This is a genomic window from Virgisporangium aliadipatigenens (genome assembly GCF_016863615.1).
Lineage (GTDB): Bacteria > Actinomycetota > Actinomycetes > Mycobacteriales > Micromonosporaceae > Virgisporangium > Virgisporangium aliadipatigenens.
Genome location: NZ_BOPF01000069.1, coordinates 1 through 24,037 on the forward strand (window position 1 = coordinate 1; position 24,037 = coordinate 24,037).

The following is a 24,037-nucleotide window of genomic DNA, read 5'->3' on the forward strand; positions in this document are numbered from 1 at the left end:
TGCGAGTCGAACTTGGTGTCGCTGTCGAACAGGGCTGCTCCGCAGGCGCGGCAGTGGTACACGCCGGACGTCTTCGTGTCGACGTACTCGCCGGTCCAGGGGGCCTCGGTGCCGGCCTGGCGCAGCACGCGGAACTCGGCCGGGGTGAGCCGGACGCGCCACTCGTCTTCGGTGGTCGGGAGGGCTTCGGTCATGCGCTCAACGGTACGAAAGCGAACGTTCATTCGTCAGACGTTCTGCTCTCTTATGAGTGTTTTGTGCATTAATGTCGGGTTACTGAATGTCTTACGGAACGGGGAACGGGGCGCATGAGGAACCTGGCTCGGGTGCTGGCGATCGGAGTGTTCGGGCTGACGGGGGTGCTTCCTGCGGGTGCGGCACACGCGGCGCCGGCCGCCGGGGAGTGCCTCGCGGCGCGGGAAGGCGCCCTCCCTCACCTTGAGTGCGGCGCCTATGCGCCGGCCGGCGATCCGGCCTCGGACAGCCCGGCGACGGTTGGCGCTCCGGCGGACGACTCCGGGCCGGCGGATCCGGGCGGGGATATGGCAGCGGACGCCTCCGGGCTTGCGTATCCGCGTAGCAGCGGGGATGTGGCGGCGGATGATTCCGGGCTCGCGTATCCGCGTAGCAGCGGGGACGTCGCGGCGGATGACTCGGGGCTGGCGTACCGCCGGGGCGACGGGCGCAGCTCGGGCGTGTCCGGTGGTGACGGGCGGGGCGGCGGCGCGTCCGACGCCGGTCGGTCGGGTGGCGGGAAACCGGGCGGCGGCTACGGCCCCGGGACATCCGGCGGCCCGGACACTCCGGGCGGCGACGCTCCCGACGTCCCCGACGTCCCCGACGTCCCAGGCGGGCCGGGCTGGCCAGGCGGTCCTGATGTCCCCGGCGGACCCGACAGGCCGGGCACTCAAGGCGGCCCCGACACGCCGGACACCCCGGGCGGGCCGGACACCCCGGGCCAGCCGGTCGGGCCGACCACGCCAGGCACCCCTGGTCAGCCCGGTGGACCTAATGTGCCGAGCGCGCCGGGCACCCCGGGCCAGCCGGTCGTGCCGGGCGGGCCGGGTATGCCCGGCGGGCCGGGGACCCCAGGTCAGCCGACCACGCCGAGCGCCCCGGGCCAGCCCGGTGGACCCGGCGCGCCGAGCACGCCGGGCACCCCAGGTCAGCCGGGCGGACCGGACAAGCCAGGGCGTCCGGCCGGTCCGGACACGCCGGGCCAGCCGGGCGGGCCAAGTACTCCAGGGCAGCCGACCGGCCCGAACACGCCGACCGGCCCCGACACACCCGCCGCGCCGAACACACCGGCCGCGCCGAACACGCCAGACCGGCCGAGTCTCCCAGTGCCCCCGAGCGGACCCCGCACCCCCGCAACGGACCAGCCGAGCCCTCCCGACACCCCAGGCGGCGGAGGCGGCATCGCGGGCGGCCCGGACACGCCCGCGCTGCCCCGGACACCGATCCCGCCGGGCAGCGGAGCGGACACCCCGGCGGGCACGAGCGGCATCCCCGACGTCCCGGCCCAGGGCGCCGGCGCCGCAGCCGACTTCCCGACCGCCATCGCGAACGATCGTTCGTTTTCCGGCGACACCCGGGTTTCCGCGAATGGGCGTTCGCGGAACAGCCTGCCGGTCACCGGCTCGAGGGAGGGGGCCGGACAGGCCGCCGCGCTGGGCAGCGCCCTGCTGACGCTGGGAGCCGTGCTCGTGGCGTTCACCCGGCGCAGGCGAACAGCGAACGGTTGATCGTCGAATCCGGCGGGCCGCTGGACGGAGAGCGCAACGAGTGGGCCGCGGGCGGCTAAGGTCGGCGGCATGGCAGCTCAGGCGGTGGAGTTGGAGGTCGCCGGACGGACCGTTCGCCTGTCCAGTCCGGACCGGGTGGTGTTCCCGCAGCGCGGCTACACCAAGCGCGACGTCGTCGAGTATTACCTGGCTGTCGGCGAGGGGATATTCCGTTCGCTGCGGGAGCGGCCCACCACCCTGCAACGTTTTCCGGAGGGCATCGAGGGCGAGATGTTCTTCCAGAAGCGCGTGCCCGCGCGGGGCGTTCCCCCGTGGATCGAAACCGCGGAGATCAAGTTTCCGAGCGGCCGCAAGGCCGACGAACTCTGTCCGGCGGATCTCGCGCACGTGATCTGGGCGGCGCAGATGGGCACGATCGTGTTCCACCCGTGGCCGGTGCGCAAAGCTGACGTGGATCTGCCCGACGAGTTGCGGATCGATCTGGACCCGCAGCCGGGGACCGATTTCCATGACGCGGTCGAGGCGGCCGGCACGTTGCGCGAGATTCTCGACGAGCTCGGCTGGATCGGCTACCCGAAGACGTCGGGCGGCCGCGGGGTGCACGTGTACGTGCGCGTCAAACCCGAGCATCCGTTCGTCGAGGTGCGCCGGGCCGCCATCGCGCTGGCCCGCGAGATCGAACGGCGCCGACCGCAACTCGTCACCACCGCGTGGTGGAAAGAGGAACGCGGCACCAAGGTGTTCGTCGACTACAACCAGATGGCGCGGGACCGCACGATCGCGTGCGCCTACTCGCTGCGCGCCAACGCGCGGGGCACCGTCTCGGCGCCGGTCTCCTGGGACGAGCTGCCAAACGTGGAGCCGGACGACTTCGACCTGCGCAGCATGCCGGGCCGGTTCCAGAAAATAGGAGACCCGCACGCGACCATCGACGACGTGGCCCACGACATCGCCCCGCTCCTGGAGTGGGCCGAACGCGACGACAAGGCCGGCACGGGTGGCGACCTGCCCTACCCGCCGGAGTATCCGAAGATGCCCGGCGAGCCGAAGCGCGTGCAGCCGAGCAAGGACAGGGACCGGAAGACGAATGGCTGAACTCGCTGTCACCGTCATCGGCCACGACCGGCCGGGCATCATCGCCGACGTCGCGGAGGCACTCTCCGGGCTCGGTCTCAACCTGACCGACTCCGTCATGACGCGGCTGCGCGGACACTTCGCGATGACCTTGGTGTGCGCGGGCGAGGTGCCCGTCTCCGACGTCGAGTCGGCGCTCGATCCGCTGATCCGGGACGGCACGCTGACGGTGTCGGTGCGCGACGTGCCGCCGGAGGAAGCGGCGCCGGAAAAGGGAACGCCGTATCTGCTGACGGTGCACGGCGCGGACCGGCTGGGTCTGGTGGCGACGGTCGCGCGCGCGGTTACGGCGGCCGGCGGCAACGTCACCGACCTGTCGACGCGTCTCGCCGGCGACCTGTATCTGTTGATCGCGGAGGTCGACCTGCCCGATCCGGACGCGCTGCGCACGCGTCTCGCCGAGGTGCTCGACCTCGAGATCTCACTGCGTGCCGCGGACTCCGACCTGTTATGAGGGTCCATACAGCGCCGCATCCGGTGCTCGCCACGCCGGGGAAGGACGTCGATCCGACGGACCCGGAGATCGTGCGACTGACAGAAAGTCTTTTCGGGACGATGCGCGTCTCGCCGGGCTGCGTGGGCCTGGCGGCGCCTCAGGTCGGGCTGAGCCTGCGGGTTTTCGTCGTCGACGTGACCGGGCATCCGAAGGCCCGCACGTGCCACGGGGCGTTCGCGTTGTGCAACGCCGAGGTGGTCGAGGCCACCCGCTGGGAGAAGGGTCGGGAAGGTTGTATGTCGGTGCCCGACCTCACCGGGGACGTTCGCCGTGCCGGCCGGGTGCTGGTGGTGGGCCAGGCACCCGGGAGCGGCGAACGGGTGGAGCTACGAACTGACGCGTTCGAGGCGAGGGCCCTGCAGCACGAGATCGACCACTGCGCGGGACTGCTCTTCCTCGACCGGGTGGCCGGCGCGCACGCCGTGTATCCCCGGAAGACCTACCTCTGACTAAGCCGCGTCCACGGAGCTGAGCAGCCCCTGGTTGACGGCCGCCATCAGCGCCTGCGAACGGTTGTTGACCCGCAGCTTGGTGTAGAGCCGCGCCACGTAGGTCTTGACCGTCGCCTCCGACACCTGCAGCCGGGTGGCGATTCCGGGAAGGCTGATGCCGTCGCGCATGAGCGAGAGCACCTGGCGTTCGCGCTGGGACAGGAGGCCGTTGCTGGCCCGCCGGCGGGCGAGCGCGGCCGACAGCCCGGGCGCGGTGAACGAGTCGGGCGCGACGGCGGCGTGCCGCACGGCGGAGACCACGGTCGCCGAGGGCGAGGCCTTGGTGACGTACGCCGACAGCCCCTCGTCCAGCGCGCGGTACAGGAGTGCGTCGTCGGCGACCGCGCTCAGGAGCACGAGGCCGAGCCGGGGGAGGTGCGCGCGCAGTTCGCGGGCGAAGGTGAATCCGTCGGTACCGGTGAGCGCGGCGTCGAACGTGACCACGTCGGGACGGACCCGCAGGATCAGTTCGCGCGCCTCGTCGGCGCTGCCGGCGTCGCCGATCAGGTCTATGTCGCCGCTGCCGGCCACCACCCGGGCGAGGCCCAGGCGGAGCAGCACGTGCTCGTCGACGGTCACCAGGCGGACATTCATGCGGACTCCTTGTTGACGGGGGTGTGGGGTGTTACCGCGGGGTCGATGGGGCCCGCGAGCGGCGCACCCATCTGCTGCATGAACGGGACCGGGTCGACGGCGTTGGCCCGAGTGGCCGTCTTGCCGAGGTGCACCTCGAAGTGCAGGTGCGGCCCGGAGGAGTGGCCGGAACTGCCGACGGCCCCGATGACCTGGCCGACCTTGACCTTGTCGCCGACCTTCACGTCCGGCATGCGCGCCATGTGGCAGTAGCGCGTGACGACGTTGTCCTTGTGCCGGATCTCGACGTACCAGCCGCAGCCCTTCACCGAGGGGGAGCCGTCGACGTCGCAGTTGCCGATGGAGGAGTTGCACTTGACGGTGATGACGACCCCTGAGGCTGCTGCGGCGATCGGCGAGCCGCGTGCTGCCATGAGGTCGACGCCGTCGTGTTCGGGCCGGGTCGGGGTGCGGAACCCGCCCATGTCGACTTTGCCGACGGGCTGGACCCAGTCGCCCAGGACGGTGGCGAGCGGTGTGAGGTTCTGCTCGGGAAGCTTCTTCGTGCGGGCCTTGATGACCGGCGCGGGCGCGGCCTCGGGCGCGGCGTCGACCTGAGCGTCGGCGTTGACCGTGGAGGCGGGGACGGTCACGTCGACGATCTCGGGAAGGCCGGTGGTCGGCTGCGAGGCGGCGGGCTTCTCCTCAGCGGGCGCGTCCGAGACGTCCTCGGGAGCGTCGGTCGCGCACTTGCGGACGATCTTGTCCTCGTCCCGCTCGATGTGCGCGTCGGCGATGTAGCCGCCGGTCTGCAGGCGGTCCCAGCGGTCCGTGGTGCGCACGCGGCCGGCGGTGTTCTCGCCGGTGACCTGGCACTCGACGGTGACCGTGGCGCGGTCCTCGAGCACGTCCACGCGCGCAGCGTCGGCCGCGGGGGCCTCGCGCACGATCACGTTGACGGTGTCGATCGAGACGACAGCGCCGACCGGCTCGCCGGAGGCTCCGGCGGAGTCGGGAGCGGATCCCAAGGCGAACGCCACGGCTCCCGCGGCGGCCACTGCCCACCCGAAGATCCGTGCAGTACGGCGTCGCATGTCGGTTCCTTCCCAGTCTGTGCAGTTCCGGTCCGGAAGGCTTAGGCCCGGAAGATCTGCGCCACCGTCCCCGGCCGGCCGACCGGGGTCCCGGTAATGAGGCTGCCCACCTACGGGGGCTGATCAGGTGCCTCTTGGATGCAGACCGGTTGCGACCTGACCGGTCTCCCGACGGGTCATCCGGCCGGAGGGCGCCTGTGGGCTGACGAATGCAGATTCATGGCTAAATCACCAAGAACCAGGTACAAGCAGCAAAAATACGTAGAATCCAAACGGATTTCGCATTCGAGGCCGCCCGCATCGCGGGTCGAGGGGCGGCGAGGGAGGACAGTGCGCGGGGACACCGATCGGGTCGCCGCGGCCGCGCTACCGACGCCGGCCGTGGGTGAGCTGCTGTCCCGTGCCGAGCGCGCCGTCGGCATGGTCGAGGTCCAGTCCCTTGTCGCCCACGTCCGCGACCTTCCGGGTCTCTCCGACCTTCGCATCTGCCGGGGAACGTCGTCAGCGGGCGCACCCGAGGGCGGATACGTCACCAGCCAGCCGGTGGGCACGCCCGAATGGCGGCTCGAGTTGAGGGCGCGCTGCGACGAGGTCGCGACGTACCGGACCCTGCGGCCGGTCCTCGACGGGATCGCCGACGCGGCCGGACGCGCACTGCGCCTGCCGTGCCGTGCCGTGGTCGAGGAGATCACCGCGGTGCCGCCGCTCTATCACGTCATCACCCGCAACGCCCGCGCATTGATCGTCGTCGTCGACCCGTTGCGGGGATGGACGCCGATGTCCGAGGCGTTCTCTTCGCTGCTCGGCTACGACCGCGGCACGCCGCCCTCCGGAACGCTCCTCGATCTCGTGCATCCCGACGACCGCGCGGCGGCGCTCGATAGTTACGTAGTTGCATGCGCCGGTGAGCACCCCGAGGGGTGCGTGGATCTGAGGCTGCGCACGGCTTCCGGCGTGTGGCGCCGCTTCGAGTTCGCCACGCGCAGCTTCGTGCACGAGCCGGGCGCCGGTGTCGTCGCATACTTCGGCATCGATGTCTCGGTGCAGCGCGCGGCAGAGAACGCCGCCGATGCCGAACGCGGTCGCCTCGACGGCCTGGTCGAGACGCTGCGCGACGGCATCCTGCTGATCGACGACGAGCAGCGCATCACCGTGGCGAACGACGCGCTGCGAAGGCTGCTGCGCCTCGACGAACCGGTGCCGCTGAACCTCGATCGCAGCTGGATCCGTTTGCTGGCACAGCTTCAGCCCGGCTTCGCCGGCGGAGCGGCCGACGTGGCAAGGCTGCGCGACATCGTCGCCGCCCGGCACGCCGTCGTCGGCGAGGAACTGACCCTCGAGGACGGCCGCATCCTCGAACTCGACTTCGTGCCGTTGGAAGCCGATCGCAGCGGACGGGCCGGCGGCGTGCTGGTGCACGTTCGCGATGTGACGGCGCGGGTGCTGGTGCGGCGTGGGCTCGAGGAGTCCAACCGGAGCCTCGCGGAGGCGGCCGCGCTCAACAACCAGTTCGTGGCAACGGTCGCGCACGAACTGCGCGGGCCGCTGTCGTCGGTGGTGGCGTTCGCGCACCTGCTCGGGGATGCCGGCAGCGGCAGCCTCAGCGAGGATCAGCGCACCTATCTCGACGTCATCGACCGCAACGCCAACCGGTTGCTGCGCCTGATCGAGGATCTGCTGCTGCTGTCCCGCCTGGAGGCACGCACCCTGCAGCTGCGGCCGGCGCCGGTGCGCCTGCCGGAGTTGGTGCGTTCGGCCGTCGTCGACCGGAGCCCGGCCGCCGAGTCCGCCGGGTTGCGGCTCGTCGCGGACGTCGTCGAGGGTCCCGAACTGACCTGCGACGAGACGCGCATCCACCAGGTTCTCGACAACCTGCTCGGGAACGCGTTGAAGTTCACGCCTCCCGGCGGTGAGGTGTCGGTGCGTGCGCTGCCCGTCGACGACGGCTGGCAGTTGCAGGTGAACGACACCGGAATGGGCATTCCGGCCGCGGAGGTGGCGCGCGTGTTCAGCGCGTTCTTCCGCGGCTCCAACATCGCGGCGGCCGCGGGTCGCTCCGCACCGCCCGGCACCGGCCTCGGCCTCGTGGTCAGCCGGGCGATCGTCGAACTCCACGGCGGCACGATCCAGGTCGCCAGCACTGAGGGAGTGGGCACCACGGTCACGGTGTCGCTTCCTTCTCGACCGGTACGACAGACGGAGGTGGACCGTGAGCCGGCTACTCGTGGTCGAGGATGACCCGGACATCGCGCTGGCGCTGCGGCTGTTGCTGCAACGCGCGGGCCACCAGGTGGCGCACGCCAAGGACGGGCGCACCGGACTGCGCGACGCGTACAGCGAACGCCCCGAGTTGGTGATTCTCGACATCGGCCTGCCCGGCATGGACGGGTGGCAGGTGCTCGAACGGCTGCGCGACGTCTCCGACGTTCCCGTGCTGCTTTTGACGGCGCACGGCCAGGAGTCGGACAAGGTGCGCGGCCTGCGCGGCGGCGCCGACGACTACCTGACCAAGCCGTTCACCAACGCGGAACTGGTCGCGCGCGTCGAGGCGCTGCTGCGCCGCTCCGGCCAGAGCGCGTCCTGGGCCGACGAGGTGTACGACGACGGCACGCTGCGGATCGACCCGGCGGCGCGGCGGGCGTTCGTGGACGGCGGCGAGGTGCGGTTGACGCCCACGGAGTTCCGCCTCCTCAACGTCCTCGTCCGGCACGCCGGCGCGGTGCTCTCGCCCAACCAGTTGCTGGCGCAGGCGTGGGACGACCCGACCGGCATCGGCCCCGAACGCGTCAAGTTCGCGGTGCTGCGGCTGCGCCGCAAGCTCGGGTGGACCGATCCGGACGCGTCGCCGATCGAGTCGGTGCGCGGGTTCGGCTACCGGTACCGGCGGCCGACGTCGTCGAGCGCCACGGGCTGAGTTCTCTCCTCTTATATAAGGGCCACGCTTTTCGAGGGCCGCGTCGCGGGTTCCGTGACGCGGCCCTCTTGGTCGCACTGAATAGCATGTCGCGCATGACGGGGGTGCACGTGCCGCGGCACAGCAGGCGCGAGCGGGGTTCGGTGTCCGCGCTGCCGACGTTGACGCGCCGGCCACCCGTCGACACCCCCGAACCCGATCCGGAGATTCCGGCCTGGATCCAGTGGCCGGTTCGGGCGTTCGCGTTGGCGGTCGTGGTGCCGGCGTCGATCGCGTGGGCCGGGGCCGTGGCGGCGGCGCTGGTCGTGCACCGGTCGCTGCGGTGGGTCGGCCGACACGTGCTCACTCCGATCGGCGACGGGCTCGCCTGGTTGTGGCGGCACCTCGTCGTGGCGCCGCTCGCTTTTCTGTGGGCGCTGCGCCACCCGATCGGCCGCGGGTTGCGGTGGCTCGGACGCGTGCTGGTCGTCGAGCCGGTGTCGTGGCTGTGGCGCCACGTCGCCGTTCCGATCATCGGGTTTGTCGGTGCGGCGGTCGACGCGGTCGGGCGCGCGGTGCGGTGGTTCGCACGCGTGGTCGTCGCCGCGCCGGTCGCGTGGGTGTGGCGGCACGCCGTCGTGGCGCCGCTCGTTTTTCTGTGGGCGCTGCGCCGGCCGGCCGGCGGCTTCTTCGTGCGGTTCGTCGCGCGACCGTTGGGGTGGCTCGGTCGGGTATTGATCGCCGTGCCGGTCTCCTGGTTGTGGCGGCACGTTGTCGTCGCGCCGCTGGTTTTCCTCTGGGATCTGCGCCTGCCGATGCATCGCGGGCTCCGTCGGCTCGGCCGCGTATTGATCGCCGTGCCGGTGTCGTGGCTGTGGCGCCACGTCGCCGTTCCGATCATCGGGATTGTCGGTGCGGCGGGCGATGCCGTCGGTCGCGCGATGCGGTGGGCCGGCCGAATGCTGATCGCGATCCCGGTGTCGTGGCTGTGGCGGCACCTCGTCGTGACGCCGCTCGATTTTCTCTGGAGCCTGCGGCTACCGATCGGCCGCGGGTTGCGGTGGCTCGGCCGCGTGCTGGTCGTCGAGCCGGTGTCGTGGCTGTGGCGCCACGTCGCCGTTCCGATCTTCGGGTTTGTCGGTGCGGCGGGCGATGCCATCGGTCGCGCGATGCGGTGGGCCGGCCGGGTGCTGATCGCGATCCCGGTGGCGTGGTCGTGGCGACACCTCGTCGTCGCGCCGGCGGCGTTCGTCTGGGGGCTGCGGATTCCGGTCGGCCGTTTTGTCGAACGCTTCCTCGTGCGGCCGCTGCTCTGGGTCGGGCGGCGGCTGCTGGTCGAGCCGTTCGTCTGGGCGGCCGGCGTCGTATTCCGCTACCTGCTGCGCCCGGTCGGCCGCGCGGTCCGCTGGGGATGGCGGTTGTGCGTTCGTTTTTCCCGGCGAACGGCCGCCGTGGCGCGCCGGCTCGTGGCCGACACCGCCCACTGGTGGCGCGAGAACGTTCGCAAGCCGGTCGCCGCGGTGCTGATCGCCATGGGGCTGCGCCGCCGCCGCTGACCGCGAACGAGCGTTCGTCTTTCCGGTGCGTTCGTGCACCGTCGGAGAACGAACGTTCGTTTTGGACCCTGCGCTGTTTGAATCTGTTGGATTCTTGCGCGATGTCGAGCAGTTCCGTTGATGGGTGTTTCATGTTAGGTTCCCGGCACTGGCCCTCATGGCAATCGATATGAGACCAGCGCAGGCCTCCCACTGCGTCCCGCCCACACCCTCGTTTCGCGCGTTCCCACACGTCCGTACGCCACGGCGGCACGTGTGCCGATGCCGCGCGGCTCGCGCTGGAGGAGCCTCATGCGCCACTCGTTCCTCAGAGCCCTGGCAGCCGCCGCTCTCGCGGCCGGTGGACTCGTCGCCTCCGGGGCGCCCGCCCAGGCGGTCGTTCCGAAGACCCCGCCGCTCAGCACCCCCTGGACCGGCCAGGTCTCGACCACCAACCCCCTTCCGGAGTACCCGCGGCCGCAGATGACCCGGCCCGACTGGCAGCCCCTCAACGGCGAGTGGGAGTTCCTCAACCCGGCCACCGACAGCAGCGGCAACGTCAACCGCAACGCCGCGCCGCCGATCGGGCAGACGCTGCCGGAGCGAATCCTCGTTCCCTATCCGGTGGAGTCGGCGCTCTCCGGCGTCATGCGCAACGACAACCGCGACCTGATGTTCTACCGCCGCACGTTCACGGTGCCGGCGGCGTGGGCCGGGCGGCGGGTGCAGCTGCACTTCGGGGCCGTCGACTACGAGGCCACCGTCTGGGTCAACGGCGTTCAGGTCACCTCGCACCGGGGCGGCTACGACCGGTTCGAGGTCGACATCACGCCCCAGCTGAACGGCGGCACCAACGAACTCGTCGTGCGCGTCTACGACCCCACCGACGGGCGCGGCGAGAAGCAGCCGATCGGCAAGCAGACCAACAGCCCGAGCAACATCTTCTACACGCCGGTCTCCGGCATCTGGCAGACCGTGTGGCTGGAGCCGACGGCCGCCTCGTCGATCTACTCCGTCGACATCTACGCGAACCTCGCCGACAACACCGCACGGGTGCGCGTGTTCACCCGCGGGAACGTCAGCGGGCACACCGTCCTCGCCGAGGCGATGGCCGGTTCCACCGTGGTGGGCAGCGCGACCGGCGGCTTCACCGAGTTCACCGTCCCCGTCCCGAACGCCCGCCGCTGGTCGCCCGACGACCCGTACCTCTACAACCTGCGGGTGTCGCTGCGGAACTCCACGGGCGGCACCGTCGATACGGTGGTGAACTACTTCGGCATGCGCGAGGTCGGCAAGAAGCTGGTCAACGGCGTGCTGCGGCCCACGCTCAACGGCGAGTTCGTCTTCCAGGCCGGAACGCTCGACCAGGGCTACTGGCCGGACGGGCTCTACACCGCGCCGACCGACGCGGCGTTGGCCTCCGACCTGCAGAAGCACAAGGACCTCGGCTTCAACATGGTGCGCAAGCACATCAAGGTCGAGCCGGCCCGCTGGTACTACCACGCGGACCGCCTGGGACTGCTGGTGTGGCAGGACATCCCGTCCACGCAGGCGTTCGACGCCAACCGCACGCCGGCGCAGATCGCCCAGTTCGAGACCGAGGCGCGGGAGATCGTCGACGAGCACCGCTTCTCCCCGGCGGTGATCGCCTACGTGCCGTTCAACGAGGGCTGGGGAGAGTGGAACCTCGGCGAGACCCAGCGGGTCACGACGAGCCTGAAGAACTACGACCCCACGCGGTTGATCAACGCGCACAGCGGCTTCAACTGCTGCGCCTCCAAGGGCGACCCGGGCACCGGCGACATGATCGACTGGCACATCTACACCGGCCCGGACGCTCCGGCGCCGTCGGCCACGCGGGTGTCGATCCTCGGTGAGTTCGGCGGGCTCGGGCTGCGCACGCCCGGCCACGAGTACAGCCCGCACGGCGGCTTCTTCGCCTACGAGCAGATGGCCAGCGCCGCGCAGCTCAACGACCGGTTCACCGGAATGATCCGGGACGCCCGGCAACTGATGATCACCAAGGGCCTCTCCGGATACGTCTACACGGAGATCACCGACGTGGAGGGCGAGTACAACGGCCTGCTCACCTACGACCGGCGGATCCAGAAGGTCGACACCAACCTGGTCCGCGCGGCGAACACCGAACTGATCCACGCGTCGAAGAACCTGAACGCGGCAGTTCCGCTGTCGCTCGGCCACGTGCGCACGTTCCAGGTCACCACCTCCGGACTGACCAACCGGGTGCTCCGGCACGCCGACTCACTCGCGCGCACCGATGTGATCAACACCAGCAGCGCGGACGGCGCGCGACAGGACGCGTCGTTCCGGACGGTCGTCGGGCTGGCCGACCCGCATTGCTACTCCTTCGAGTCGGTGAACTTCCCCGGCCGGTACCTGCGGCACGCCAACTCGCGGGTCCGGCTGGACGCCGACACCGGCGGCAGCTTCGCCGCGGACGCGACCTGGTGCACCCGGCCGGGGCTCGCCGCCGGTGGCACCTCGTTCGAGTCGCTCAACTTCCCGGGTTCCTACCTGCGCCACTACGCCGAGGCGGTGTACCTCGCACGCAGCGGCGGCCCGAACGCCTGGGACACCGCCAGCGGCTTCGCCGCCGACGCCACCTGGAACGTCGCCAACCCGTCGCTGTGGCGCAGCTCCGTCCTGCTGGCCACCGGCGTCCGGCAGTCGTTGCAGGTGACCACGTGGAACTTCAGCAACCGGTACCTGCGTCACGCGGACAGCCTCGCCTACACCGAGGTGGTCGACGGCAACAGCAGCGCGCTGCTCAAGAACGACGCCACGTACACGGTTCGCCGCGGGCTGGCCGACTCGTCGTGCTACTCGTTCGAGTCGGTGAACTTCCAGGGCCAGTTCCTGCGGCACGCCGACGGCCGGGTGCGCAACTCGGTCAACGACGGCACCGCGCTCATGCAGGCCGACGCCACCTGGTGTGCCCGGCCGGGGCTGGGCAAGGTGGGCGTGACGTTCGAGGCGCTGAACATCCCGGGCTCGTTCCTGCGGCACTACGACGCCGGGGTATATCTCGCGTCGGGTGGCGGCAGCGGGTTCAACCGGCCGCTGACGCTCTCCGCCGACGCGAGCTGGAACGTGGCGGCGCCCTGGGCTCCGTGACCCGTTGACCTCGAGCGCCGGCCTTCTTCGGGAGGCCGGCGCTTGTAGGTTGGCAGCATGGTGGAGCAGTACGGGTCGACGGAGTTCTATGCCGAGGACGGTGTCGAGGACTGGCGGGTCGTGCTCGGCGGCGGCTGGGCGTGCGCGTTCTTCCCGACCGGCTCGTTCGAGGCGGCGCTGTCGCTCGTGCGCCTCGTCGGCGAACAGGCTCTCGCCGCCGGCCATCACCCCGACGTGGACCTGCGCCCGGAGGGCGTGTTCGTGCGGCTGTTCAGCGCGGACCCCGGTGGGCTGAGCCCCCGCGACGCCGCACTCGCCCGGGCGATCTCCGGCGCCGCGCACGCGGCGGGCTACGTGGCCGATCCGTCCTACGTTCAGCATGTGCAGGTGGCGATCGACGCCATGGCCATTCCGTCGGTGCTGCCGTTCTGGGCCGCCGTTCTCGGCTATCGCGAGGAGGGGGAGGAGGACGTGCTCGACCGGCTGCGGCGCGGGCCGTCGTTCTGGTTCCAGCAGATGGATGCGCCACGGTCGCAGCGCAACCGCATCCACATCGATGTCTATGTCGCCACGGATCAGGCGGAGAAGCGGGTGGCCGCCGCACTGGCGGCCGGCGGCCGGATCGTCGACGGCTCGCGCGCCCCGAAGTGGTGGACGCTCGCCGATCCCGAGGGCAATGAGGTGGATGTCGCCTGCTGGGGCTGAACGGGGCACCGCCCCCGCGTCCGGTGGGGTAATCTGCCGGCACCGAGGGCTCCCTCGTGCGCCGCGAGCTTTTCCTTCTTACCGGTTCTCATTTCCGGGTTGCATCACGCGATGACATGCGTATTCACATGCCAGGAGCGCTGTGCCACGGAAGAGACGGAAAAGGAGGGACCGGCCTTGTTAGGCGAATCCCTCCCTATGAGGGACAGGATACACCCCTACGGTGCTGGTGGACAACCCATATGACGCTGCGGTATGGAACAGTCTCCTCGATTTCTACACGGAGAGCATGCCCTGGACCCGACGGCTCTGGCGACTCAGTGCGCCGCTGGAAGTGGAAGAGCTGCTCGAGGCATGGAAGGCGCGCCAAGCGGGCGTGCTCGCGGAAAGCTCGGTCAAATACCTTGCTCAAGGACTGATCAATCGGGTCAAGCGAGATCCCGGTTTCGGCGGGATGAAGGAGCGCGGCATTCTGGTCGGTCATCTCAACAGGGACCTGCCGCCTCGGAGCCACGATGCCTATGCGCTGCGCCTGCTTCTCGAGGAGGCGCACGAGAAGTATCTTTCCCGCTGGGCCGAGGAGATTCGTTCGTCCCGCCCGCCGGCGGAGATCGTGTCCCGGGCGGTCGGGAGCTATCTTCTCGACATCGGCTATTCGCAGGTCTACCTGCACAAGTGGTGGACCTATCACGGCAAGTACGGTCCCCTGGGAGAGCAGCTGGTCGACCTGGTCGATAGGGCCGCTGACCTGGCCCGGCGGCCAACGATCCGATACGGGATCATGGTGCCGCTCACTGCGGCGCCGCCGCTGCCGCCGGACGACGACCACTGGTACAGCGCGTCGCGGACCGCCAATTGGCTGGCGCGTTGGTTTCCCGACGCGCCACCTGCCCGGCAGGACGGCGGGCTTTTACTCCAGGTCGATGCCCGCGACCGCTATTCGGCGGTGGCACAGGTCGCGGCCGAGGCGAAGAGATTGGAGTCGCGATTTCGGGTCGGGACGCGGCAGCGGCTGGAATTCGGCAAGCGACTTTATCTGACCGGGGACGAGGGGGGCATTCCGTTCGCTCAGCCGCCTCGGCGCGTACAGGTACTGTCCCTGCAGCGCTACAGCGCGATTTTCGGCCTTACCCTTTCGCATGAACTCGGCGCGGTGCTCGAGTTGTTGGAGCCGCTGGACGCGGGCACTCCCGCGGCTGCGGTGACAGGAAGCTGGGCGGCGATAGAAACGCTGTTCGTGGGTCCCGGCGATACCGCTAATCGGGTGGTCGCCGCCAACAGAATGGCGCGGATCGTGGCCTGCAGCTACGCGGCCGTCGAATTGGCCTCGATCGCCAATGTTCATCTGGCGGTCGCGGACGACCGTTTGGCCGAACGATTGCGCGCGTTGCCGGACGGCGTGGCGCGTGCGCGGGAGTTCGAGGAGGCGTTGCGTGGGGGTGTCGAGGTGGCCTACGAGCGGGTCCGGCACGACCTGGCGTTGCGGCGGATGGCGGCGCTGGTGGCGCAGCCCGAGGAGACCATGCGCCGGGTGGTGGCGCAGCTGGAGGACGCGTTCCGCCGCCTGTACCGCCAGCGCAATCTCATCGTGCACGCCGGCGACCTGACCTCCGTGGCGCTCGCGGGGACCCTGCGCACGCTGGCGCCGCTCGTCGGTGCCGGCGTCGACCGGGTGGTCCACGCCAGCGCCACGACGGGTGCGTCGCCGATCGAGTTGGCGGCGACGGCCGAGGTCAACCTGGCCCGGGTGGCGAGCCGTCCGATCGGGTTGGTCGACGTGCTGGCCTGATGCCGCGGCGCGGTCAGGAGAGGTTCAGTTGCCAGCTCACGCCGAACCGGTCGTCGGTCCACCCGAACTTCTTGCTGAAGCCGTAGTTGTCCACGGGCATCCGGACCTGCCCGCCCTCCGACAGGGCCGCCCACAGCCGGTCGTGTTCCGCCTCGTCGGCACACTCGACGAAGAGCGACATCGCCGGCGTGAAGCCGAAGGCGTGTTTCACGTGGCTGTCGATGCACTGGTACGTGTTTCCCGCCAGCCGGAACGCGGCGCGCAGGACGGAGCCTTCGGGGCCGGGTCCCTCGGGGCCGTAGCGCTGCACGTCGAGGACGGCCGAGTCGTCGAAGAGGCCGACGTAGAAGGTCATCGCCTCTTCGGCCCGGCCCTCGAACATCAGGAACGTGGTGATCTTCTGCATGCCAAACAGTATAAGGCGCGGCTTATGCTAGTGCGCGTCTCCGAGCAGACGGTCAACGAAGGCTCAAGGGGTGTTCAGCCGGGCCGGATCGGCTAACCGGATGGCACCGGTGCGGCAGCCCGCAGTGCAGGTCGGGAGCCGCAATCTGGTGTCACACCACCCGCCACCCTGTCCGACCCGGAGAGAGCCGACCATGATTGATCTGCGCCGCGACGCCCACGTCCACACCGCCTACTCGGCCGGCCACGACAGCATCAGCGTGCTGGTCGCCGCCGCCGAGGCGGCCGGCCTGGCCGAGCTGACGTTCGCCGACCGGGTCGGCCCGGACACCGGCTGGCTGCCGTCCTACCTCGCCACCATCCAGCGGGCGCAGCAGCGCACCGACCTGACGCTCAAGCGCGGGGTCGAGGTCGAGGCGATCGGTGTCGACGGGTGGCTGGCGTTCCCGTCGGACCTGAGCGGGCTGGAGGTCATCTCCGTGGGCCTGTCGCGACTGCCGATGCAGTCGGGCCTGCTCGGCCCGGAGGCCATCCGCAACCTGATCGACCGGGGGACCATGCGCGCCGAGGAGGTCGTCGAGCGCCTGGTCGACGTCACCTGCCTGGCGATGGAACGGGTCAGCCGCTACGCGCCCACCACCCTGGCCCGGCCGCTGGAGTTCCTGGCGCAGGCCGGAATCCCGGAGTCGGCCGTGGACGACGACGCCGTCGGCGCACTCGTGGCGGCCTGCAAGACCAACGGCTCCGCCGTCGAGTTGAGCGAACGCCACCGCATGCCCACCCGCCGGCTGGCGAAGGCGTTCGGGGAGGCGGGCGTGCGGCTGCTGGCCAGCAGCGACGCCTACAGCGCGCGGGACGTCGGGCGCTGGCAGTACCTGGGCGAGGTGCAGGGCGAACTCGCCGTGGCGCAGGCCGCGTAACGGCCGACCCGCATCGTCAGAAGGTCGGTATCAGGTGTCCGTTGGTGCGCCGTACCAGAAAGGCCTGATCGGGGACCTCCACCACGGTGACCCCGGCCGCGCGCAGCACCGCGTCGCCGCCTCCGGCCGCCAGCACAGGCGGCTCCCGTAGCGCGTACACCACCCGGCGCACGGCGGAGGCGGCGATGAGGTGCGCACACGGCACCGGCCGCGAACGGCGCACCCCGCACGGCTCCATCGAGGAGTAGAGCGTGGCGCCGGCCAGGCGCGGGTCGGCCGGGTCGACCCGGTCCAGCGCCACCTCCTCGGCGTGCACGTCCGGCCCGGTCTCGCGGGAGTAGCCGCGGGCGAGTTCGGTGCCGTCGGCGGCGACGACCACGGCGCCGACGTTGTACGCGCCCGGGACGGGTGAACAGTTCTCGGCGAGCGCGATCGCGACGCCGAGCCAGTGCCGGTCGTCGTGCGGCGGGCGCCCGAAGGTGAGCACGGCGACGTCCTCGACCCGCCGCATCTCCACGAGGGTGAGGCGCCCGGGAGGGAAGACGCCGCCGCCGAGGAACCGGACCCCGCCGCCCACCAGGATCGGGGCGATCGCCACCTGCAGTTCGTCGACGAGTCCCTGGGCCAGCAGCGCGGTCAGGATGGCGCTGCCGCCCTCGACCAGGAGGCGTTCGACCCCGCGGGCGTCGAGATCGCGCAGCACGTCGGCGAGGTCCTCGGCGGGCAGCACCGTCGCCGCCTTGCCCAGCGTCCCGGTGACCCGGTCGAGCCCGGCCGGCGCGGTGAAGACCAGCGCCTCGTGGCCGAAGAACGGCGCGTCCGGGTCGAGGTCGCCCGAACCGGTGATGGTGACCCGCAGCGGGTTCTCCGGCTTGCCGGCGCGCACCCGCTCCTGCCGCCGAACGTCGGAATGCACGCGCAGCCGCGGGTTGTCCCGGCGCACCGTGTTGGCCCCGACGAGGATGGCGTCGCAGGTGGCCCGCAGCGCGTCGACCCGATCGAGGTCGGCCGGCCCGGAGAGGATCAGGCGCCGGGCGGAACCGTCGTCGAGGTACCCGTCCAGGGACACCGCGCAACTGACCACCACGTGCATCGGACCATCATGGTCCTTCCGGAGCGCTGAATCCCGTGCGGGTCATCTCGCCCCACACCTGCCGGCCGCGCCGGATCGCCGCGCCGGTGCCGCTGGAGCGCCACACGGCCGTCAGCTGCCGGAAGCCGATGTTCTCCAGGGCGGAGGCGCCGATCGCCGCGACCAGGTCCGTCCATCGGGAGTACCGGTGGAACGTCAGCTCCTCGACCGCGAGCGCGATGAGGTTCACGACGATCGCGTAGCCGTAGGCGACGAGCAGGAACTGGATGGCGAACGTCAGGTCGATCGCGCCCAGCAGCAGGCCCAGCGGCATCATGATCACGCCGGCCAGTTCGATCATCGGGGCGAGCAGCTCGAAGACGACGTAGTACGGGATGGCGACCAGCCCGATCCGGCCGTAACGCGGATTGAGGATCATGCCGCGGTGCTTCCACAGGATCTCGGTGATGCCGCGGTGCCATCGTTTGCGCTGCCGGGCGAGCACGCGCAGGCTCGACGGGGCCTCGCTCCAGGAGACCGGTTCGGCCATGAAGATCACGCGGTAGTCGAGGCGCTTCTTGCGCAGGTGCCGGTGGAGGCGGAAGACCAGTTCGGCGTCCTCGCCGATGGTGTTGTGATCGAGCCCGCCGAGTTCGACGAGCAGGTCCCGACGGAACATCCCGAACGCCCCGGAGATCACCAGCAGCCCGCCGAGCCGCGACCACCCGGTGCGCCCGAGCAGGAACGCGCGCAGGTACTCCACCACCTGGATGCGCACCAACCACGACGGCGGCATCTGCACGTCGACGATGCGGCCGGCGACGACCTTGCAGCCGTTGGCGATGCGGACGACGCCACCCGTCGCGGCGGTGCGCAGCGGATCGTCCGAGAACGGCTTCGCCACCGACAGCAGCGCCTGCGGGTCCATGATCGAGTCGGCGTCGGCCATGCACACCAGCGGGTGCCTGGCGAGGTTGATGCCGGTGTTGAGCGCGTCGGTCTTGCCGCCGTTCTCCTTGACGACGACGGTCAGCGGCTCCGGGCGCAGCCGCGGCACGTAGACCCCGAAGACCATCCCCTTGGTGGGCACCTCGTCCGGGATCACCAGCGGCACCTGCACCAGGTCGAACTCGCGGTTGAGCCGCTCGAACGTGTCGTCCGTCGAGCCGTCGTCGATGACGATCACCTCGAACAGCGGGTAGCGCAGCGCCAGCATCCCGTGCACGGCCGGGACGATGCCGGCCGACTCGTTGTAGGCCGGCACGAGCACGGACACGCCCGGGGTGAGCGGGCTGCGGTACATCTCCTCGAAGCCGGCGAACGGCCGGTGCCGGCTGTGCTTCACGAACTCGGCCGCCGCGAGCACGATCAGGATCAGGTACGAGGTGTTGATCGCGAGGAAGTAGAACAGGATGGCGAGGTCGGTGACGCGCAGCCATTCCCGCACGTACTCGGCGATCACGGGCTGAACCTGCGGCCGGAGGAGACCGCCTCCCACAGCGAGGAGGTGGCCGGTGCCTCGGCCGGCGGGTCCGGTTCTCGCACCGGGGCCGCGGCGTGGGCGCGGCGTTCCTCCTCCAGCGCGGCTATGGCCAACGCCTCCAGCGCGTGCGCCGCCGACCTGTCCGGCACCGCGCCGATGTCCGGCCGCGCGGCCACCTCGTTGAGGGTGGCGAAGCCCTTCTTGCCGAGCTTGAGCAGGGCGCGCGCGGCGTTGTGCGCGACGCGGTAGTTCGGGTCGCAGAGCAGTGTGCCGAGGTGCGCGGCGGCGGCCGGTGAGCCGAGGTCGCCGAGCGCCTCGGCCGCCTCGGCGCGCAGCGGCACCGGAAGGTCGTCGTTCGAGGCGTCGATGAGGGGCTGCAGCGCCGCCCGGCTGCCGAGCCGGCCGAGCGCGCGGACCGCCCGCATCCGGACCTCGAAGGAGGTGTCCTCGCGCAGGCGGCGTTCGACCTCGTGGGCCGTGCCGGCGGCGCCGATGAGGCCGAGCGCCTCGACCGCCGCCGCGCGGACGATGTCGTGCCGGCTTTCCAGCGCCGCGACCACCTCGCCCTGCGCGGCGATCCCCAGCTTGATCAGCGCATGAGCGACAAGCTGCGGGGGAACGCCCCGACGCCCGGCCACCGAGTGCAGCAGCCGCTCGGCGGCGGTGGGGTCGCCGATGCGCCCGAGCGCGCGGGCGGCCACCACCCGCACGTCCGGATCGGGGTCCTGCAGCAGTGCGCACAGGTCGCCGACGGCGTTGCGCGCACCGAGGTTCCCGAGCACCTCCGCGGCCCGCGCCCGGCGCACGGCACCCCAGCGGTGCAGGTCGCGGCGAGCGCGTTCGCCGGCCCCGCGCCGCACGAACACCATCACCAGCGCCGCGTGCGCCTCACCGCGCACCTTGCCGAGCATGGCCACGGCGGCCGGTTCGACGGCGTTCCACACCTGCGGCTCGACGGCGGCGAGGCGTTCCACCAGGTCGGGGTCGTCATCGCCGGCCGCGAGGGCGAGGAGCATCCGGCGCGCCGGTGCGGCGAGGCGGGTCCGGCGGCGTTCGCGGGCCCGCCGCACGAACCGGCTGCCGATCGTCAGCAGCCCGAACACGCACGCGGCGACCAGCAGCGCCAGGATCGCCAACCGGGCGGCATCGGCGAGTGTCATCGGCGCGCTACGCGCGGGCCCGCGCGAGGACCGCCTCGACCCGACTGACCAGTTCCTTGGGGCTGAACGGCTTCACCACGTAGTCGTCCGCACCGGCCCCGAACCCGACCTGCACGTCACCCTCCTGGGCGCGGGCGGTGAGCAGGATGATCGGCAGGTGCGCGGTGGAACGTTCGGCCCGCAGCTGCCGGCACACGTCGATGCCGGACAGCCCGGGCATCATGACGTCGAGGACGACCAGATCGGGTGGGGAGACGCGGGCCTCGGACAGCGCGGCGAGCCCGTTGTCGACCGCGGTGACGTCGAAGCCGGCCGCTTCCAGCTTGAACGCCACCAGGTCGCGGATGTCCTCGTCGTCGTCGGCGATGAGAATGGCCGTCATGGGGAGACCTCCGGGATAGCGACGTCGACGGTGGTCAGCGCGGTGCGGATGTCGGCGCGGCGGAACGGCTTGGTCAGGATGCCGTCGAACCGCTTGTCGTCCACGTCCTGGGGGTCGAGCACCGAGGTCACGACGATCTTGCAGTCCGCGGTGCGCGTGTCACCCCGGAGGCGGTCGGCGACCTCCCGGCCGTCGATGCCGGGCAGCACCATGTCCACGAAGATCACGTCGGGCCGCTCCGCGACGGCGGTGGCCACGCCCTGCTCCCCGTCCGTGGCGCGGCTGACCCGGCAGCCGAGCCGGGTCAGGTGCCCGTCCAGCAGGTCGAGGACGTCGTCGTCGTCCTCGATGACCAGTACGTGCGGCGGGTGCTCCACAGGATCATCCTAATTCGTAACTTGTACGCATTAGTGTGGTTCTCCGGCGCCGGTTCGTCCGTAGAGCAGGCCGTCGCGCCAGTTGGAGCGGTGGCGGAAGGAGGCGGGCGGGAGTTCGTTGGCGTGGTGGCCGCCGTGCGGGTGGTCCCGTTCGACCGCCCGCTTGAACTCGATCACATCCAGCGCGAGCTGGGACATCAGGTCACCCGGGCCGGTCGCCTCGACGATGATGCGGCTGCGCAGCGTCGACACCGGCTCGACCGTGACGATCTCCTCGTAGGTCGGGCCGGTGACGGTCTGCCAGTGCAGCAGGTGGTCCGGCTCCCGTCGGCGGATCCGCGCGGTGAAGACGGACTCCGCCAGTTCCCCCCGGAACTCCGTCTCGGACCGGGTCTGCACGCGGAGGACGCCGGTCCGGTACTGCGGGTGATCCTCGATCCGGCAGATCCGCTCGAACGCGACCCGGTCCGGCACGTCGAGCTCGACCGACATGCGGACGGTCGTCTGGCGCGCGCTCATGGATCCACGGTACTGCGCTTTTGCCGTAAAAGGTATAAGTCGGGCCCGCAGCCGTGTGGCTGCGGGCCCGACTTTCCGGGGGTGCGTCAGAGGGTGAGCGTCCAACGGTCCAGGGTGCCGCGGTCGCCCGAGTAGGCGTCCGTGATCCGCAGCCGCCAGGTGCCGTTGCGGGTCTTGGTCGACAGGTTGACCGTGTAGGTCGCGTCGAGATTCGACACGTTGTCGCCGATGGTCGCGGCCTTCAGGGGGAACGTCTTTCCGTCCGGCGCCACCAGCGTGAGCGCGAGGTCGCCGCGGTCGGTGTGCTTGACGTGCACCTCGACCGTGCTGGTGGCCGACGCGGTGCCGGTGCAGCCGGCGACGGCCAGCTTGCTCTCGACGGTGGCCCGGTCGGCGATCGCGCGGTCGGTCCCGTCCGACGCGGTGCAGGTGCCCACCGGCGTCGTCGGCGTGGTGACCGCGCCGGTCGTCAGGTACAGCAGCCGGTTCGCCGAACCCATCGGGTCGGTCACCTTGTTCGGCGTCGCGGCGTTGACCAGCGCGTCGCGCACCTGCGCCGGCGTCGCGGCAGGGTTGGCCGACAGGTACACGGCGGCGGCCCCCGCCACGTGCGGCGTCGCCATCGAGGTGCCGCTCATCCGGCCGGTGGAGGTGTCGCTGTCCTTCGTCGCGGAGAGGATGCTCACGCCCGGCGCGAAGATGTCGAGGCAGGTGCCGAAGTTCGAGAAGGCCGCGCGGCGGTCGGTGGAGTCCGTGGCGCCGACCGTGATCGCCTCATCGGTGCGGGCCGGGGAGACCGTGCAGGCGTCCTTGCTCTCGTTGCCCGCCGCGACCGCGTACGTCACGCCGGCCGCGATCGAGTTGCGCAGGGCCGTGTCGAGCGTCGCGGAGGAGGCGCCGCCGAGGGACATGTTGGCGACCGCGGGCTTCTTGGCGTTCTTGGTGACCCAGTCGATGCCGGCGATGATGCCGCTGTAGCTGCCGGAACCGGAGCAGTTCAGCACCCGGACCGACACGATCTTGGCGGCCTTGGCCACGCCGTACGTCTTGCCGGCGATCGTGCCCGCCACGTGGGTGCCGTGCCCCTGGCAGTCGGAGGCGTCGGCGTCTTTGTCGATGAAGTCGTAGCCGCTGCTCGCCCGCCCCGCGAGTTCGCTGTGGGTCAGCCGCACGCCGGTGTCCAGCACGTAGGCGGTGACGTTCGCGGCGGTGTTCGGGTAGACGTAGCTGCCGGCGAGCGGCAGGTCGCGCTGGTCGACGCGGTCGAGGCCCCACTCCGCGCCGGCCTGGGTGCCCGCCAGCGCCACCGCGCGGTCCTGCTCGACCGTGGCCACCGCCGGGTTCCCGGCCAGGCGCCGGGCGGACTTCTCGGTCAGCCGCGCCGTGAAGCCGTGCACGGTGTCGAGTTCCTGGTTCACCGTGCCGCCGAAGCGGGCGGCCAGCTGCTGCGCAGACTCGGCCGTGCCGGCCTTCAGCGTGACGATGTACGAGTCCTTGATCGCGCCTGCCGCACCGGCGTTCACGACCGTTCCCTCGGCCGGCGCGGCGAGCGCGGCGCCCGCACCCATGAACGCGGCGGCGGCCGCGGCGGCCGAGCCGGCGACGAGGAGCTTGGCGGCAAAGCGGCGAGGTTTGCTCATGTCCACTATGGAACGTCCGCCGGGTGGCGCACCCGGGATCCGGGCGGGTGCCGCTCGGTTTCCGTGCCGTACAACGAAAAGGGCCCGACCGTTGCCGGTCGGGCCCCTCGTGGATGTCTAGCGGACGCGGACGTTGAAGATCGGGTCGGCCGCGATCTTCTGGAACGCGGTCAGGCTCTCCTTGGTGCTGTCGATGCGCATGTCCAGGCCCTGCTGGTCGGAGGCGGTGTCGAAGTACACCATCGCCTTGATGGCGGGCATCTTCTTCAGCTGCTCGAGCACGGTGCCGTAGATCTTCGCCTTCTCGGTCGGGCTGCAGTTGTTCTTGCAGTCGTACATGCCCCACTCGGCGACCATGATCGGCTTGCCGGTGGTGAGCGCCCAGTTGTACCAACCCGGGAACTTCGGGCTGTCGGTGCGGTTCATCAGGTAGTTGAAGTCGCCGTAGTGGTAGGCGCCCGGCTGGGTGTTGACGTAGGAGTCCACGGC

The 24,037-nt window shown here is 70.8% G+C and carries 21 protein-coding genes and 2 pseudogenes; 10 read left to right on the top strand and 13 right to left on the bottom strand.

The features are described from left to right. A partial coding sequence (locus Val02_RS45515) for a peptide-methionine (R)-S-oxide reductase (protein WP_203905618.1) occupies positions 1–194 on the bottom strand: 194 nt, incomplete at its 3' end. 1,620 nt (positions 195–1,814) lie between these two features. Here Val02_RS45515 and ligD point away from each other — a divergent pair. The 3 genes from ligD to Val02_RS45530 are packed head-to-tail and all read left to right on the top strand — an operon-like array spanning position 1,815 to position 3,824. After that, positions 1,815–2,840 (top strand): non-homologous end-joining DNA ligase, encoded by a 1,026-nt coding sequence (ligD, locus tag Val02_RS45520; RefSeq protein ID WP_203905619.1) that lies wholly within the window; start codon positions 1,815–1,817, stop codon positions 2,838–2,840. Then, on the top strand, positions 2,833–3,333 hold the full coding sequence (locus Val02_RS45525; RefSeq protein WP_203905620.1) for a glycine cleavage system transcriptional repressor: 501 nt from the start codon (positions 2,833–2,835) through the stop codon (positions 3,331–3,333). Before ligD ends, Val02_RS45525 begins: the two co-directional genes overlap by 8 nt. After that, complete coding sequence (locus Val02_RS45530) at positions 3,330–3,824, top strand: peptide deformylase (protein WP_203905621.1); 495 nt, start codon at positions 3,330–3,332, stop codon at positions 3,822–3,824. The genes Val02_RS45525 and Val02_RS45530 overlap by 4 nt, the downstream gene beginning before the upstream one ends. On the opposite strand, the gene Val02_RS45535 is transcribed toward Val02_RS45530, so the two are convergent. Both Val02_RS45535 and Val02_RS45540 read right to left on the bottom strand, forming a co-directional pair. Next, the gene (locus Val02_RS45535) at positions 3,825–4,460 is read right to left on the bottom strand and encodes a response regulator transcription factor (RefSeq protein WP_203905622.1); all 636 of its coding nucleotides are present in this window, start codon (positions 4,458–4,460) and stop codon (positions 3,825–3,827) included. After that, on the bottom strand, positions 4,457–5,533 hold the full coding sequence (locus Val02_RS45540) for a peptidoglycan DD-metalloendopeptidase family protein (protein WP_203905623.1): 1,077 nt from the start codon (positions 5,531–5,533) through the stop codon (positions 4,457–4,459). The genes Val02_RS45535 and Val02_RS45540 overlap by 4 nt, the downstream gene beginning before the upstream one ends. A 381-nt stretch (positions 5,534–5,914) precedes the next feature. Between Val02_RS45540 and Val02_RS45545 the strand changes: the two genes are divergently transcribed. The 6 genes from Val02_RS45545 to Val02_RS45570 all read left to right on the top strand — a co-directional run bounded on the left by Val02_RS45545 (position 5,915) and on the right by Val02_RS45570 (position 15,590). After that, entirely contained in the window at positions 5,915–7,771 is a 1,857-nt protein-coding gene (locus Val02_RS45545; RefSeq protein WP_203905624.1) for a sensor histidine kinase, read from the top strand. Beyond that, a complete protein-coding gene (locus Val02_RS45550; protein WP_203905625.1) occupies positions 7,743–8,447 on the top strand; it encodes a response regulator transcription factor in 705 nt (234 codons plus the stop codon). Before Val02_RS45545 ends, Val02_RS45550 begins: the two co-directional genes overlap by 29 nt. Positions 8,448–8,542: 95 nt before the next feature. Beyond that, on the top strand, positions 8,543–9,982 hold the full coding sequence (locus tag Val02_RS45555) for a hypothetical protein (RefSeq protein ID WP_203905626.1): 1,440 nt from the start codon (positions 8,543–8,545) through the stop codon (positions 9,980–9,982). A 291-nt stretch (positions 9,983–10,273) separates the two neighbouring features. Next, positions 10,274–13,096: an AbfB domain-containing protein gene (locus Val02_RS45560; protein ID WP_239153829.1), complete on the top strand. Its 2,823-nt coding sequence runs from the start codon at positions 10,274–10,276 to the stop codon at positions 13,094–13,096. A gap of 57 nt (positions 13,097–13,153) precedes the next feature. Next, positions 13,154–13,801, top strand: a complete 648-nt coding sequence (locus tag Val02_RS45565; RefSeq protein WP_203905627.1) for a 4a-hydroxytetrahydrobiopterin dehydratase — start codon at positions 13,154–13,156, stop codon at positions 13,799–13,801. A gap of 223 nt (positions 13,802–14,024) precedes the next feature. Beyond that, positions 14,025–15,590, top strand: a complete 1,566-nt coding sequence (locus Val02_RS45570; RefSeq protein ID WP_203905628.1) for a hypothetical protein — start codon at positions 14,025–14,027, stop codon at positions 15,588–15,590. Between the two features lie 13 nt (positions 15,591–15,603). Here Val02_RS45570 and Val02_RS45575 read toward each other — a convergent pair whose 3' ends face one another. Then, the gene (locus Val02_RS45575) at positions 15,604–15,996 is read right to left on the bottom strand and encodes a VOC family protein (RefSeq protein ID WP_203905629.1); all 393 of its coding nucleotides are present in this window, start codon (positions 15,994–15,996) and stop codon (positions 15,604–15,606) included. Between the two features lie 193 nt (positions 15,997–16,189). On the opposite strand from Val02_RS45575, the gene Val02_RS45580 reads away from it, so the two are divergent. Further along, positions 16,190–16,915, top strand: a complete 726-nt coding sequence (locus tag Val02_RS45580; RefSeq protein ID WP_203905630.1) for a hydrolase — start codon at positions 16,190–16,192, stop codon at positions 16,913–16,915. A 16-nt stretch (positions 16,916–16,931) separates the two neighbouring features. Here Val02_RS45580 and Val02_RS48015 read toward each other — a convergent pair whose 3' ends face one another. The 9 genes and pseudogenes from Val02_RS48015 to Val02_RS45620 all read right to left on the bottom strand — a co-directional run. Next, positions 16,932–17,402 carry a cytidine/deoxycytidylate deaminase family protein gene (locus tag Val02_RS48015; RefSeq protein ID WP_239153832.1) on the bottom strand — a complete coding sequence of 157 codons (471 nt, stop codon included), beginning with the start codon at positions 17,400–17,402 and terminating at the stop codon, positions 16,932–16,934. Then, positions 17,391–18,008, bottom strand: a pseudogene (locus Val02_RS48020) (RibD family protein); the annotation flags it as partial. The pseudogene Val02_RS48020 and the gene Val02_RS48015, both read right to left, overlap by 12 nt. 7 nt (positions 18,009–18,015) lie before the next feature. Next, the gene (locus tag Val02_RS45590; protein WP_239153830.1) at positions 18,016–19,449 is read right to left on the bottom strand and encodes a glycosyltransferase family 2 protein; all 1,434 of its coding nucleotides are present in this window, start codon (positions 19,447–19,449) and stop codon (positions 18,016–18,018) included. Further along, complete coding sequence (locus Val02_RS45595) at positions 19,446–20,630, bottom strand: HEAT repeat domain-containing protein (protein WP_203905632.1); 1,185 nt, start codon at positions 20,628–20,630, stop codon at positions 19,446–19,448. Before Val02_RS45595 ends, Val02_RS45590 begins: the two co-directional genes overlap by 4 nt. Positions 20,631–20,637: 7 nt before the next feature. Beyond that, positions 20,638–21,012: a response regulator transcription factor gene (locus tag Val02_RS45600; protein WP_203905633.1), complete on the bottom strand. Its 375-nt coding sequence runs from the start codon at positions 21,010–21,012 to the stop codon at positions 20,638–20,640. Then, on the bottom strand, positions 21,009–21,389 hold the full coding sequence (locus Val02_RS45605) for a response regulator (RefSeq protein ID WP_203905634.1): 381 nt from the start codon (positions 21,387–21,389) through the stop codon (positions 21,009–21,011). The genes Val02_RS45600 and Val02_RS45605 overlap by 4 nt, the downstream gene beginning before the upstream one ends. Positions 21,390–21,419: 30 nt before the next feature. Then, complete coding sequence (locus Val02_RS45610; protein ID WP_203905635.1) at positions 21,420–21,908, bottom strand: SRPBCC family protein; 489 nt, start codon at positions 21,906–21,908, stop codon at positions 21,420–21,422. Between the two features lie 86 nt (positions 21,909–21,994). Then, the gene (locus Val02_RS45615) at positions 21,995–23,548 is read right to left on the bottom strand and encodes a S8 family peptidase (RefSeq protein ID WP_239153831.1); all 1,554 of its coding nucleotides are present in this window, start codon (positions 23,546–23,548) and stop codon (positions 21,995–21,997) included. A gap of 117 nt (positions 23,549–23,665) precedes the next feature. Then, positions 23,666–24,037, bottom strand: a pseudogene (locus tag Val02_RS45620) (hypothetical protein); the annotation flags it as partial.